Annotated in this window: 10 protein-coding genes; 4 read left to right on the forward strand and 6 right to left on the reverse strand. The window is 53.3% G+C overall.

The annotated features are described in order from the left end of the window. The first annotated feature begins 71 nt into the window (after positions 1–71). Entirely contained in the window at positions 72–2,285 is a 2,214-nt protein-coding gene (locus PY990_RS01390) for a peptidase M19 (protein WP_275270079.1), read from the forward strand. Then, on the forward strand, positions 2,282–3,715 hold the full coding sequence (locus tag PY990_RS01395) for a hypothetical protein (protein WP_275270080.1): 1,434 nt from the start codon (positions 2,282–2,284) through the stop codon (positions 3,713–3,715). Before PY990_RS01390 ends, PY990_RS01395 begins: the two co-directional genes overlap by 4 nt. A 4-nt stretch (positions 3,716–3,719) precedes the next feature. On the opposite strand, the gene PY990_RS01400 is transcribed toward PY990_RS01395, so the two are convergent. From PY990_RS01400 to PY990_RS01415, 4 genes are read right to left on the reverse strand one after another with little or no spacing between them, the layout of a single operon-like run. Continuing rightward, complete coding sequence (locus tag PY990_RS01400) at positions 3,720–4,373, reverse strand: peroxiredoxin (protein ID WP_275270081.1); 654 nt, start codon at positions 4,371–4,373, stop codon at positions 3,720–3,722. Between the two features lie 31 nt (positions 4,374–4,404). After that, positions 4,405–6,087 carry a sulfatase-like hydrolase/transferase gene (locus PY990_RS01405; RefSeq protein WP_275270082.1) on the reverse strand — a complete coding sequence of 561 codons (1,683 nt, stop codon included), beginning with the start codon at positions 6,085–6,087 and terminating at the stop codon, positions 4,405–4,407. After that, entirely contained in the window at positions 6,084–8,693 is a 2,610-nt protein-coding gene (locus PY990_RS01410; RefSeq protein ID WP_275270083.1) for a glycosyltransferase family 2 protein, read from the reverse strand. The genes PY990_RS01405 and PY990_RS01410 overlap by 4 nt, the downstream gene beginning before the upstream one ends. A 23-nt stretch (positions 8,694–8,716) precedes the next feature. Then, the gene (locus tag PY990_RS01415) at positions 8,717–9,616 is read right to left on the reverse strand and encodes an alpha/beta fold hydrolase (protein ID WP_275270084.1); all 900 of its coding nucleotides are present in this window, start codon (positions 9,614–9,616) and stop codon (positions 8,717–8,719) included. 86 nt (positions 9,617–9,702) lie between these two features. Here PY990_RS01415 and PY990_RS01420 point away from each other — a divergent pair, with 86 nt between their 5' ends. Then, complete coding sequence (locus tag PY990_RS01420) at positions 9,703–10,455, forward strand: metallophosphoesterase family protein (RefSeq protein WP_275270085.1); 753 nt, start codon at positions 9,703–9,705, stop codon at positions 10,453–10,455. Continuing rightward, complete coding sequence (locus PY990_RS01425; protein WP_275270086.1) at positions 10,452–11,969, forward strand: bifunctional serine/threonine-protein kinase/universal stress protein; 1,518 nt, start codon at positions 10,452–10,454, stop codon at positions 11,967–11,969. Before PY990_RS01420 ends, PY990_RS01425 begins: the two co-directional genes overlap by 4 nt. 11 nt (positions 11,970–11,980) lie before the next feature. Here PY990_RS01425 and PY990_RS01430 read toward each other — a convergent pair whose 3' ends face one another. Together PY990_RS01430 and PY990_RS01435 are read right to left on the reverse strand one after the other, a co-directional pair. Continuing rightward, positions 11,981–12,226 carry a hypothetical protein gene (locus tag PY990_RS01430; RefSeq protein ID WP_275270087.1) on the reverse strand — a complete coding sequence of 82 codons (246 nt, stop codon included), beginning with the start codon at positions 12,224–12,226 and terminating at the stop codon, positions 11,981–11,983. A 103-nt stretch (positions 12,227–12,329) separates the two neighbouring features. After that, positions 12,330–14,003, reverse strand: coding sequence for an MFS transporter (locus tag PY990_RS01435; RefSeq protein WP_275270088.1), 1,674 nt, complete (start codon positions 14,001–14,003; stop codon positions 12,330–12,332). Positions 14,004–14,190 lie beyond the last annotated feature (187 nt).

The raw sequence follows: 14,190 nt of genomic DNA on the forward strand, positions 1-14,190 counted from the left end.
CAAACACATCTAAATCTTCCACCTCTTCAGTAACAGAAAACCACCACCAATATTTCAATGGGGTTTGCCTGATGAATGTGAAAGCAATTCTCGCCCTTGGCGCAACCGCAGCACTCCTTTCCGCTTGCTTGTCCAGCGGCGAGACCACCTCCAGTTCGAGCACCAGTGGCGCAGGCCAACCAGTCACCCCCAGTGAAACACCCTTGAAACTGTCCGAATTCTCGGTGGCCAACGGCTGCTTCGGTTTGCAATCGGCATTCAGCAGGCAGTTTGTACAGCCCGCTGCCACCCGTTATGCTGCCGGCCCCGCCACACAGGCAGAAAACTTCACCCTTCGGCCCACGGAATTGGGCAAGTACCTGATTTACGGCAGCGACCGGCAAATGGTCACGGCCCAAGGCAACACGCTGGTGGCCAGCGCCGAGCCCACGGATGCAGCTGTGTGGCAGGCCAGTTTCGACAAGGATAAAAGCCAATTTACTTTCACTGATGCAGCAGGTCGCTTTTTGGCGCTGGATGAAACCGCCGGGCTAACCACCACCAGTGAACAAACCGAACGTACACAGTTCAAATTGGCCCCCGCCAGCGATTGTGCGGCCTACCCCGAAATGCCCACCGCCATGGAAGGTACGCCTTATAAAGGCAAAGGTGAAAACCAGCCCATCATCGGCTTTGCTGATACGCACACGCACATGGGCATGTCCAGCGAAATGTCACTTGATGGCAGCGTAGGCCCATCCGCAGGTGGCGTGCTGTATGGCGAGGTGGTTCACCGTTTTGGTATTCCCCATGCCTTGGGCAGTTGTGAAGGTTTCCACGGTCCAAACGGTATTCGGGATGCCAACAATATTCTGGAAACCACACCCGGCGCCCAGCACGACACACAAGGTTGGCCCACTTTTGTAGACTGGCCGCGCCGCAACTTCCTGACTCACCAGGTGATGTACCACGCCTGGGTTGAACGGGCATGGCGGGCAGGCCTGCGCGTCATGGTGAACCACGGCACCAACATTGCAGCATTGTGCCGTGTAGGCCAAACCTACGCTGGCAAACCTGAAGCCGACTGCGATGACATGAGCGTGGCCAGCAAACAGGTGGAATACCTGTACGACGTGCAAGACTATGTAGATGCACAATTTGGCGGCCCCGGCAAGGGCTGGTACCGAATTGTAAAAACCCCGGCCGAGGCCCGCAAAGTGGCCAATGAAGGCAAGCTGGCCGTAGTGCTGGGCGTAGAAGTGGCGCAAGTGTTCAATTGCGGTGTCACCTTTCTGCCCGGTGGTGGCGAAATTCGCAAATGTGACCAGGCGCAAATTGACGAAGAAATCGACAAGCTGTGGGCACTGGGCGCACGCCATGTGTACCCCTTCCACGACATTGACAGCTCCTTGGGCGGTGCCGGTATTTTCAGTGGCGACGTGATCAACTTTCTGAACTTTCTGGACACAGGCTCCTTCTGGAAAACCACGGAATGTCGCGACTTCCCGAGGAATGAACCCTCGGTGCGTGAACCTGGTGCAAACATGACCACCGCCGTACCCGGCAGCAGCAGCAATGCACTCACAAAAATGTTGCTTGAAGCGGTGGGCGGTATTACACCCCTGTACCCCGACGGCGTGCGTTGTAATGCCCGTACGGTGACTGACCTAGGCCAGTACGCGCTCACTGCACTGATGAACCGCGGCTTTGTGATCGACATTGACCATGCAGCCTTTCACAGCAAAGACATCATGCTGGACTTGGCAGAGAGCATGAACCCGCCCTACCCCATGGCCTCCTCGCACGATGCACACGGTGGCTTGACCAGCGACCAGGCTGTGCGCATGTTGAAACACGGTGGTGTGATTTACCCCTACAAAGGCAACGGCATTAAACATGTGGAATTTCTGGAAAAGCTGAAGTTCTGGCGCAACAAGGCTGGCCTGAACAACACCCTGCTGGGCTTGGGCTACGGTGCAGATGCCAACGGCTTTGGTGGTCACCCTGGCCCACGGGGAGGCGACAGTGTGCCGGTTCAATACCCCTTCACTCTGTTCCGCGGTGAAGGCTGGGGGCCGCGTTATCAGTCCTTGCCCGCTATGAAAGTGAACATGTTGACCATTCCGGAAAGCGGCAAGTTCTGGCATATCGATGAGGTGGGCATGGCGCACTATGGCATGGTGGCCGACTTCGTGGAAGAAGTACGCCTCGAGGGCGGCGGCGAAGCCATCGATGCGCTGTACAACAGCGCTGAAGCTTATGTACGCATGTGGGAAAACGTGTACTACCGCAACAACCCGAAATGATCGCGCATTTGCTGGGCTCGGTGCTGCTGGCAGCACCGGCCACCGCCATGGCACATGCATTTGGTGAACCGGTTCAACTGCCCATGCCTTATGGACTGTACATCGCAGGTTCGGTGTTGGCGCTGGTGTTGTCGTTCGCATTGCTGGCTTTCAGTGGTCGGCCTGGTAACACATTACTCCAGGGGCTGAACGCGCAGTGCATATTGCCCTGGCCTGCCTGGCCAGCACAGTGGGTTCATCGGGCACGCGCAGCAGGCTCACTGTTCTGGTTAAGTACCCTGGTGTTTTGCATCGTCACGGGTTTGGTAGGCAGCAATGACAGCCACCGCAACTTCAACATGACCTTCTTCTGGATTCTGTTTGTGCTGGGTGGTGCCTATGCTGCAATGCTGATTGGCGACTGGTACAAGTACCAACACCCATGGCGCTTTTTGCTGCCTGGGAACTGGAATGGAATTCGAAAATACCCGAGCTGGTTGGGCCACTGGCCCGCCTTGCTGCAATTGGTTTGCCTTGTTGCCATTGAACTGTTCTTTCACAGCACACCACGCAAGCTTGCCTTGCTGTTGATTGCGTTTGGCCTGTTTAACCTGGCGGGCATGTGGCTGTGGGGCACCCGGCGCTGGTTGCAACGTGGTGAATTGTTCGCCGTGTTGTTTCGAATATTTGCAGCCTGTTCACCACTGCGCAAAATACGCAGCACCGATGGAAAATACCGCTGGCGAATTGCCCTGCCCTTTTCCGACCTTCGCCGCCTTCGCCTGTGGCACCCTGCTCAATGCCTGTTCGTGTTGTTTTTGTTGTCGTCCACAGCTTACGATGGTCTGCGTGAAACTGCTGTGTATTTCAATATTTTCTGGCAAGACCCCCTTGGTATTTTGACCATCGCATTTGGTGATCACCCGCTGAAAATTTATCCGCAAGTGCGCCCCTGGTTTATTGCCTGGGAAATTGTCTTGCTGATCATGTCGCCGTTTTTTTACTTGTTGCTGTTCGTGTTGTTTCTCGCCTTGGGGCGCAGGCTGACTGGCGGCAAACAAAGTATTGGGCAGCTGTTACGCCGCTATTTGCCAAGCTTGGTGCCCATCGCCGTGGTCTACCACTTGACGCACTACTACACCTTGCTGTTTAGCCAGGGTTTGAAAATTCGGGGTTTGGCGTCCGATCCCTTCGGCTGGGGCTGGAATATTTTCGGCAATGCCATTACAGGTCGTCTGCCGTGGCTACCCGACATGGCCAACATCTGGACCAGCCAAGTGGTGCTGATTCTGGCTGGGCATGTGGCTGCCGTCTGGCTGGCCCACCAGCAGGCTTTGCAACTTGAACGCAGCAACAGGCTCGCCACGTTAAGCCAGCTGCCCATGCTGCTGTTGATGGTGGTGTTCACCAGCGTGGGGCTTTGGATACTGGCCCAACCGCTGCAGGGTTAGTCCATCAACCCGGCATCTTGGTGGTGCGCAGGTAAGGCAGCTTGATATCAATATTTCCGAACTTCTCAGTGGCCTGTTCATTGTTCAGCGACAAGGCAACAATCACATCCTGCCCCTGAACCCAGTTCGCCGGCGTTGCAATCGGCTTGCCATACGTGGCCTGAAGCGCATCCAGCGCACGCAGTACTTCCGCAAAATTTCTTCCCACTGACATGGGATAAGTCATCGACAGCTGCATTTTTTTGTCTGGACTGAAAATGAACACCACGCGCACACTGGCCGAATCGGCAGCCGTGCGGCCATCAGGCAAGTAGGCATTTGCGGGCAACATGTCCAGCGCCTTCGACACTTCAAGCGACTTGTCAGCGATGATTGGAAAGTTTGCTTTCGCACCGGAAAATTTCTCAATATCACCTTTCCATTGGGTGTGTTCTTCAACACCGTCAACAGACAATCCAATGACCTTCGTACTGCGTTTTTTCCATTCCTCGGCCAGCTGTGCCACTGCACCGAACTCGGTAGTGCACACGGGGGTGAAGTCTTTGGGGTGACTGAAAAGAATCGTCCAGCTGTCGCCGATGAAATCGTGCAACATAAAACTGCCTTGGTCTGTTTCCAGACTGAGGTTGGGTACCTCGTCATTAATTCTCAAACCCATTGATATCTCCTTGTTGAGGAATTTCACGGAACTAGTTGCCAAAGCCTTTCAGCAACGTGGCAGTCAGTTCATTCAAAGTCCCTAAGGGTACTCGCTTCTTCGGCGTCAATCCATCAGTAAAGCCCATGGCTTTGAAACGGTCCAGCAGGCGCTTGTCTTTTGAAACAATAAACACAGGCACATCCCATGGCGTCGGTTCTCGCGACACACTGCCCGTAGGCTGATGGTCACCAATCATTACATACACGGTTTCTCGTGGCTCGGGCTGGCTGAAATATCCTGCAAGCCACGTATTGGTGTAGTTGATCGTACGCAGGTAATCGGGTTTCATGTATTCCCAATTCACAGGCTCGGCTTGAGCGCGGGCTGCTGCTGCCGAATCGAATGGCTGGGGGCTTAACAGCTTTTTCCAGTCAGGCTGATAAGGTGGCACTTGATGAAACGGAAAGTGACTTGAAATGGTTGGGAAAAAAGTGAACCGGGGCTTGGCCGATTCATTGCGCGGGTACAACTGCTCTACGCGCGCCGCAGCATATTGGTCTGGAATTTTCCAGAAACCAAATGCCGGGCCTTCATAGTTCAAGGCAGGACCATCAATGTATTGGTCAAAGCTGTAAAAGGCGCGCTCAACCCACTCCCAACCCACAGAATGATAAAGGCCAAAGGTTTCGTAACCCTCTCGCTCGAACACATCCAGCAAAGTGGGCCGCTGGGTGGTTAACAGCACATCGTGTTTGCGCGAGTCTTTCAAATCAATGCCCGACAACACCGACAAGTGCGCAAGGTCGCTTGCACCGCCAATCGTCGGCGACACATAAAATGCAGACACCACATTGCGGCCGCTGGCCAAAATGGACTTTTCAAGTTGTGCGCGGGTTTGTGCAACAGCCTCTGAAGAATCTTTCTGGTCATAAAGTACAGCACCATATGTTTCCAGAAAAATCATGTGCACATCGCGCTTGTTCAGCGCCGCCAAGGCAGGTGTGTGCGGGTTGGCCAAAGCCTCGTCGATCACCGTGGTGGCTGGCAACAACTGCGCCGCACGCGAGGGCACCAGTATGTCGCGCAGTTTCATCGCCTCTTTCCAGTAAACCGGTACTACAGCCTTGGACACAAAAGTGGGCTTGTCCGGGTCTTCGGAATAATTAACAAGTACCACCATGCCAACCAACAGCAAGGCACTCCAAAACCACAGCGTTTTTGCAACGGGTTGCACTGCATCGCTCACGGTGTGCATGGCAACAAGCAGCAGCCGGTAATAAGCCCACACCGCAGCACAAGCCAACAGCACAACCACGGCTGTCAGCCACACAGGCAAGCCCTGCACGGTAACCCACACAAAGCGCGGAAGCTGTGGCACATCCCAGTACAAATTGACCGGACGCCCCAATAAATTGGGCACCACCACATCGGCATAATGACCAAATGCCATCAGCAAATACAGCGCAGAAACAACGCCCAGTGCCCGTACGGACGGCTTGCCAAACACTGCAACCCATGCAGAAAGCAACATGATCAGGCACACAAACTCGGGCGATACGCCCAGGTCGGGCAGCACATACACTGTAGGCCAAATAGCCGAGAAGCAAAGAGTGGAATTTAAAAAGATCAAGGCCAACAACAATTGACCGCTGAAGCGCCACTTCGACACTTCGTTGGTACCACCGAGGCCTAAGCCAAGACTGCTTCGCAGTGCTGTATCTGTAGAACTCATGACTGCTTTACACCAATTTCATTGTGCACCACAGCCCTGGTGGGCGCAGCACTGAGTAAGGAAACGACAAACGCCGCGACAAAGGGCAAGCTTTGAGAGACCAGAACAAGGCACCAAGCCAGGTTTTCTTTGGAATCAAAGCCCAACCGAAAATAAATCAACCCCACAGCACACAACAACACAAAAGCCAAAACAGATTCATCACGCGCTGCATTCACCGCATGCAATACAGCCATTCGACTGGCCATTTTTGGGGTGCGAATAAACGGAATTTTTCGCCCCACGAACAAACCCGACAAGGTGGCGCGCCCGATTGCATAACTCAGCGACAGGCCCGCCAAGGTGGCTGCCATGGCGGTGCGAAAACTGGCCCTGACCTGCACCAGATACAGCGTAAACAGTTTGGTGATCTTAAATGCAAAAAACATGATGGGGACTACGCTAATCAATAGCGGCGGCGCATTGAAGGCCAAAGGATCGAACAACATCAAACCCGACCACAGCACGGCGAGCAAGGTAAAAACCAGATTGATGCCATCAGCGATCCAAGGCAACCAGCCCGACACAAAGTGGTAGCGTTGCCCTGCGGTTAACTTGCTTTGTTTGAAACCAAGCAACTGGCCCGCGTGTTCGCGCAAAATTTGCATGGCACCATAAGCCCAGCGGTGTCGCTGTTTTTTGTAATCGGTGAAGGTGTCGGGAATTAAACCGTGCCCATAACTTTGGTCGATGTACACCGCTTCATGGCCCTGCTCAAAAATTCGCAGCCCCAGTTCGGTGTCCTCGGTAATGGTGCTGACCCCCCAACACCCCACCTGTTCAAGCACCGATCGGCGAACCATGGTCATGGTGCCGTGCTGAATAATTGCGTTGCGCTCATTTCGGGTCACCATGCCCAAATGGAAAAAGCCTTTGTACTCGGCGTAGCACACCGATTTGAAAGCGCTGTCCACACCATCGCGATAGTCTTGCGGGGCCTGCACAATCGCAATCTCGGGTTTTTTAAACTCGGGGGCAAGGTCTTTCAGCCAATGCGGCAACACTTTGTAATCTGCATCAATCACAGCCACCACCTCGGCTTGCGGGCAGGTTCGCTCCAGAGCGTAGTTCAAGGCACCTGCTTTGTATCCACTCAAGGGGCTTACATGAAAAAAGCGGAAACGCTCTCCCAAGTATTGGCAATGCGCCTGCACGGGCCGCCAGGTGGCTTCGTCTTTGGTGTTGTTGTCCACCACAATCACTTCAAAGTAGGGATAGTCTAGCCGGCACAGTGCATTCAACGTATCGATCAGCATTTCGGGCGGCTCTTCATACGCCGGCACATGTATGGAAACGAAAGGCAGATGGCATGCGGCGAGCGCACTGTCGTTTTCTGCACCCTTGGGTAAGGTCAACAGCCTGCGCCTGGTGCTATACCACATCGCCTCAGCCCATTCATGGGCCTCCGACATCACAATCACAAACACACCCACCACGCCCAGCAGCAAAAATACCGAGATCGCCACACTGGCCCAGGTGTGGTACTGCAAGGTGAAGTCGTAAATCACATAAATAATCAGGGATGAAATGACAAACGCGTTGAAAATCAAAAACGTGCGCCCGCTGTCGCGCAGGGTTTTGCTGTCAATGAGCAACAGGAAGGTCATCATCAACGCCACCACAATGGACGCGGCTGCTAGCAACTTCCATTGCGGTATGGCAATAATCGGTCGATCGGGCTCAAACTTTGGTTCGCGGAACGAATCGAACACGCCCCAGTGTCCGCCCACACTGCCTTCGATATCCGATTTCCAGGGTTGATCGAAAGCTTCCATCACGTAGAACACCATGTTCTCTTGTTCTGCGCGCTGGATAAATCGACGCAAAAACTTAGCCTGATTGGCCTGGGATGCATCAGCCTGTTTGATGGTGCGCCCATTGCTGGGCCAACCCACTTCGGTGACCACGATTGGTTTTCCGGGAAACGCCAACTGCAATCGCTTGTAGGTGTTGATTGAAAAATCGACCGCATCATCCAATGCAATGCCTTCCCAGAAAGGCAGCAAATGCACAGCAAGGTAATCCACATGCTCGGCCAGCTCCGGGTTTTTCAGCCACACATGCCAAGGTTCCGCAGTGCTCACAGGAATGTCCGTTTCAGCGCGCACCTTGTCCAGGTAAGCAGTCATTTGCTTCAGGTTCAGGTCTTCTCGCAGCAAGGCTTCGTTGCCGACAATCAAGCGAATCACATTGTACGGCGGCCTGTGGGCCACACTCAGCAAACGCTCAAGTTCTTTTTCGTTGGCTTGCAGGTCGGGGCTTAACCACGCACCCAAGGCCACATTGATGTTGTGTGCTTTGGCCAGCGCGGGAATTTCTCCGAAAATACCCGCCACGGTGTAGGTTCGAATGGCCAGCGTTTTACCGGCCAACAGGGACAAATCCCGGTTGATGTCTTCAAGCTTGGGTTCGATGTTATCAATTGGGCTTTGTCCGGCTTGGTAGGGCGAAAATGCGAAGCCTGGAATAACCCGATTCCAGGGCGGCTCCTGAGCAGGTTGGTTGATATAACCGTAACCCCCGACAACCAGCAACACAAAAGCAAACAGTGCAAAAACGGAGGGCATGGGCGTACTGCTTTAAAATCGATTCAATGAATTCTATCTTGACCACGCAGATGCGCAAGAAGTTCTTGCAGCACTGCGCCTGGTTGCTCAGCTTGAAGAAAATGCCCGCAGCCCCTCAAGGTGCAACTTCGTACCCCTTTCGGAAAATATCGGGCATCGACCATGGGCTCAAGCAGGGCCGCCTGCATGCAGCCATCATTTTCACCTGCCAGTACCAGCGTGGGTACCTTCAATGGTTTTCTGGACAGGGCATAAATGGAACGGGTTGGCGCACGGTGCAAGGTAAACAGCGAACGGTAATAACGTGTAGCTGCCCAGGCCACACCCGGATTTGAAAACGCATCCAGTACCGGCTGAATTTCGGACTCCGAATACTTCCACCCCGGAGACCAACTGTTCCAGAACGCGCGAATCCGACCAAACTGGTTGGCCACCAACCTGGCTGGCGCAGAGGCGGATTGCATTTCGAGCATGTAAGCAGAAAGTACCAGCTGCCTGGGCAACAATCGCCAGGCCCTTTCCACTTTTTGAAAAGGTGGAATGGCCAGCAAGCTGAGGGTTGTCCAGGCCTGTGGATCCGTGGCCGCAGCGGCCATGCCAGCCACGGCACCCCAATCATGCCCCACCAGGTGAACCTCACGCCCTTGAAATAAATGTCGCCACGCCAACAAGTCAAGCCCGGCATTGAACGGATCATAAGTAGCGCTTGGGCTGATTGAACCGGGGGTGTACCCGCGAAGCCACGGCCGCACCACAAGGTAGCCCGCCTGTGCCAGCCCATCGGCCACACCGTTCCAACTGTGTGGCGTGTCGGGAAAACCATGCACCAGCATGACGACAGGCCCTTGGTCAGGCCCCTCTGCCATGGCACTCAGTTGCAAGTTGTCTCGCTGCAATTGAAGAATGGAATCTGTTTTGTTCACCTCAACACTCACCGGCAATCAGGCTGATGTTGATCATAGATGGAATGAATCAGCGCTATCATTGACCACAACCATTTGGAGGTCCAATGAGAATCGCACTATTCTCAGACATTCACAGCAATATTCACGCACTTAACGCTTGCCTGAGTCACGCCAGGGAACAATCCACCGATCAATTGGCTTTTCTAGGCGATTTGGTAGGCTATGGTGCTGCACCCGCAGAAGTCATGGACGTGATCATGTTTCACGCCAGCAAGGGCGCATGGGTGGTCAAGGGCAATCACGACGAAATGGCACTGGGCATGCACAACACAAGCGAGATGGAAGGTTCAATTGGTGCCGAATGGACACGCACGCAACTGTCCAAGTCACATCTGGATTTCCTGGAAAATCTACCACTCGTGCTGAACCGTGAGGGTTGTCTGTTAGTGCACGCCAGTGCCAAAGAACCGGGCGACTGGACTTACATCGACTCGGAAATGCGCGCCGGCCTGTGTGTCGAGGTTGCAGACCAAGAGTGGGGCGTGAACAGGGTGTTCACTGGTCACGTTCACCATCAGGTGCTGTTCTATCAAACAGCGGTGCAAAAAATGATGCGATTCATTCCCACCCCGGGTATACCCATTCCACTGTCAAAACAACGCCCTGTTGTTGCAACGATTGGATCGGTAGGTCAACCTCGGGATGGTGACACGCGGTCTATGTACGCTTGCTACGACAGCGAACAAAACACACTGACTTTTCATCGTGTGCAATACGATTTTGCTGAAGCAGCACAAAGCATTCGAGCAGCAGGTTTGCCCGAGAAACTGGCCCACAGGATTGAGCACGGACGATGATCAATATTGGGACTATTAGCAACACGGTAGACGGGTTTAAGGTTCTGGACTGCGTTCACAGCGGCGCCATGGCGCGGATCTACCGGGTTGAATACGACCAGCAACTCTCACACGGCAAACCGGATCCCGGCTTTCCGATGGTCATGAAAATTCCAAGAATGCGCCACGAGGATGGCGCTGAGAACCTGATCAGTTTTGAAATAGAGCAGCAAATACTGCCTTCGCTGTCAGGTCCCTATGTGCCGAAGTTTGTGGCGGCGGGAGATTTGGACCAGCTTCCTTACCTCGTCATGGAATATGTGGTTGGCTCAACGCTGGAAGAATTGATGGAAAGTGGCGGCCTGCAGGATGATCCCGGCAAAATTGCCGCCCTTGGCGCCGCGATGGCCAAAGCGGTCCACAGCCTGCATCAGCAAAATGTGTGTCACCTGGATTTGAAACCCGCCAATGTGCTGTTCAGAAAGGTGGACGATCAAACCAGGCTGGATCAAGCCGTAGTTCTGGACTTTGGTTTGTCCTGCCATGCGCACTACCCCGACCTGATGGCCGAAGAAATGCGAAAGGCAGTGGGCTCCCCAGCCTGGATATCGCCCGAACAAATCGTGGGCGTGCGGGGCGATCCCCGAAGTGACGTGTTTTCAATCGGTGTGATGTTGTACCAGCTGTGCACAGGTCGCTTGCCGTTTGGCGCACCATCAACACAGGGCGGCCTTCGACAACGGCTCTGGATGGACCCAATCCCCCCAAGACGCCGAAATCCTCAAACACCGGAATGGATGCAGGAAATCATTCTGAAATGCCTCGAACCAGTGGCGGACCGGCGTTACCCTTCGGCTGCGCATCTGGCATTTGATCTAAGCAATCCCGATCAAATACCGATTACCGAACGAGGACAGCAAACCCACACCACCCCGTTCTGGACCCACTTCAAACGCTGGTTACATGCTGCGGGAATGCACTATCAACCCAGCCCCTTGCCACAACAACAAATTCAGGCAGCACCAATTGTGATGGTGGCGATTCCGGCGCATGGCGCAGACGATGCAACCCTGTATTCCTTGCGGGAGGGCGTCCAGAGAAGCCTGGGGATTCGACCCGGGGCAAGGTTGGCTGTGGTTACTGTGGTTGGCTCAAGCCTGATTGGCAACACGCATGCAGGAAAAACCGAAGCGAACTTTCACCGCCAACACTTGAGTCAACTCCGGCAATGGGCAGCGCCTTTAAGCCTGGGTCCCAATCAGATTTCATTTCATGTGCTGGAATCCAATGACATTGCCAGGGCGTTGCTCACTTACGCCACCGGTAATCATGTCAGTCTGATCGTGATGGGTGCGGCAACACGCGGGTTACAGATGCAAAAGCTGGTTGCCACAATACCCATTAAAGTTGCAATGTATGCACCTTGCTCCGTCATGCTGGTCAAGCAGCAATTGCCATTTGAACATCTTGCGGATTACGAGCCACCAAAACCGAACCTCGACGACACAGACATGGACGTGTTCAAGTACTGGTGACTCGTAGTGGCTTACTTCGCCGGCTGATCAGCTTGAGCTGGCGCTGGCTCTGCAGCAGGTGCAGGCTCTGCAGCAGGTGCAGGCTCTACCGCAGGTGCAGGCTCAGCAGCGGGTGAAGGTTCAACAGTAGCAGGTTTGTCTTCATGAGATTCGATGCTGTGCGACTCGCCACTCATATCGACGTTGTCACCGCCTTTGATGATCACAAACATTGCCAGTGCTGCAAAAACAATAAAACCTAAAACAATTTTCCACATTCCAATTTTCTCCTGGTTAAAATTCAAAAAAGCAAGCTCGTCAGAACTTGCTTTTTTGAATGCCGAGGCTTGGATGGCCTCGGCAGCACTTCACAACACTGGCTTAATCACCTTTGAAAATGTCTACGTCTTTTGTCTCTGGGACAAACAGCAGACCAATCACAAAAGTAATCGCAGCAATCACGATCGGGTACCACAGGCCATAGAACATGTTGCCGTTCTGGGCCACCATCGCAAACGCAATCGTCGGCATCAATCCGCCGAACCAGCCGTTACCGATGTGGTAAGGCAAGCTCATTGACGTGTAGCGAATGCGTGTTGGGAACAACTCAACCAGCATCGCTGCGATTGGGCCGTAAACCATGGTCACATAAATCACCAGAATCGTCAGAATACCGATGATCATTGGCTTGTTAACTTGCGCAGGATCAGCCTTGGCTGGATAACCTGCAGCAGTCAAAGCAGCCTTGACTTCGGCCTTGAAGCCATCGATCGCGGCCTTTGATGCATCGTCAAACTTACCGCCCACAACCGTACCCACTGGGGCAGTAATTACGGTCTCGCCAATTTTTACGGTGGCTGGACCTGCTGCGGCTGCGGTTTGGTTTTCGTAACTTACCGAGTTTTGGGCAAGGAATCGCTTGGCGATGTCACAAGACTTCTTGAAGTCGATTTCACGAGCAACCGGATTGCCCTGGAAGGAGCAATCGCCCTCGGCAGCGGTCACAATAATCTGCGTCTTTGCCTGCGCCTCAGCCAAAGCAGGGTTGGCTGCATTGGTCAAAGCGTTAAACAGCGGGAAGTAAGTGACGCATGCCAACAACAAACCTGCCAGGATGATTGGTTTGCGACCAATTTTGTCGGACAAAGTACCGAACACCAGGAAAAATGGCGTACCGATAATCAAAGATGCAGCAACCAAAATATTGGCGGTGGCACCATCGACTTTCAACACACTGGTCAAGAAAAACAGCGCATAGAACTGACCAGAATACCAAACCACGGCTTGACCGGCCACAAGACCAAACAACGCCAACAAAACAACCTTCAAATTGCCCCACTGACCGAAGGACTCAGTCAATGGTGCCTTGGATGTTTTGCCCTCTTCTTTCATTTTCTTGAAAGCCGGCGATTCGTTCATTGACAGTCGAATCCAGACTGACACGCCCAACAAGATAATCGACAGCAGGAAAGGAATGCGCCAACCCCAGTCTGCGAAAGCCTCTTCGCCCAGAATTGTTCTCGTGCTCAAAATCACGATCAACGAAAGGAACAGACCCAGCGTTGCGGTGGTTTGGATCCATGAGGTGTAAGCACCACGCTTGCCTTGTGGCGCATGTTCAGCAACATAAGTTGCAGCACCGCCATATTCGCCACCCAGTGCAAGACCCTGCAGCATGCGCAACACGATCAAGATGATTGGCGCAGCCACACCGATCGTAGCGTACGTTGGCAATAAACCCACAATGAAAGTGGAGCCGCCCATCAAAAGAATCGTGACCAAGAAGGTGTACTTACGGCCAATCATATCGCCCAGACGACCAAATACCAAAGCGCCAAAAGGACGCACAATGAAGCCTGCTGCGAAAGCAAGTAAAGCAAAAATAAAACCGGACGTGGGATCAAGCCCCGAAAAAAACTGCTTGGCAATAATTGCGGCCAAAGAGCCGTAAAGATAAAAATCGTACCACTCAAAAACCGTACCCAATGATGATGCGAAGATAACCTTTTTCTCTTCACCAGTCATTGGACGAGCTGCTTCTTTTGTACTCGCCATATTAATGTCCCCAGATGTTTATTGATTCATTCATTCCCGATGAATGATGGAGCGACTATGAGACGAGTTGCTGACAGATCTCTGACAAGTTTTGAGTTCTTGAATAAATAATTTCCGTTCTGAATTCTTGCAATTGCCACGATAGAAAATGGCAGAAAAACCCAGGCAACTTTTAATTTATCGAAGG

Origin of the sequence: Limnobacter olei (genome assembly GCF_029087225.1) — a bacterium.
Lineage (GTDB): Bacteria > Pseudomonadota > Gammaproteobacteria > Burkholderiales > Burkholderiaceae_B > Limnobacter > Limnobacter olei.

Coding starts and splice junctions, on each gene's coding strand:
- PY990_RS01405 (WP_275270082.1), bottom strand. CDS start 6,087: ATGAGTTCTACAGATACAGCACTGCGAAGCAGTCTTGGCTTAGGCCTC.
- PY990_RS01390 (WP_275270079.1), top strand. CDS start 72: ATGAATGTGAAAGCAATTCTCGCCCTTGGCGCAACCGCAGCACTCCTT.
- PY990_RS01395 (WP_275270080.1), top strand. CDS start 2,282: ATGATCGCGCATTTGCTGGGCTCGGTGCTGCTGGCAGCACCGGCCACC.
- PY990_RS01425 (WP_275270086.1), top strand. CDS start 10,452: ATGATCAATATTGGGACTATTAGCAACACGGTAGACGGGTTTAAGGTT.
- PY990_RS01410 (WP_275270083.1), bottom strand. CDS start 8,693: ATGCCCTCCGTTTTTGCACTGTTTGCTTTTGTGTTGCTGGTTGTCGGG.
- PY990_RS01420 (WP_275270085.1), top strand. CDS start 9,703: ATGAGAATCGCACTATTCTCAGACATTCACAGCAATATTCACGCACTT.
- PY990_RS01400 (WP_275270081.1), bottom strand. CDS start 4,373: ATGGGTTTGAGAATTAATGACGAGGTACCCAACCTCAGTCTGGAAACA.
- PY990_RS01435 (WP_275270088.1), bottom strand. CDS start 14,003: ATGGCGAGTACAAAAGAAGCAGCTCGTCCAATGACTGGTGAAGAGAAA.
- PY990_RS01430 (WP_275270087.1), bottom strand. CDS start 12,226: ATGTGGAAAATTGTTTTAGGTTTTATTGTTTTTGCAGCACTGGCAATG.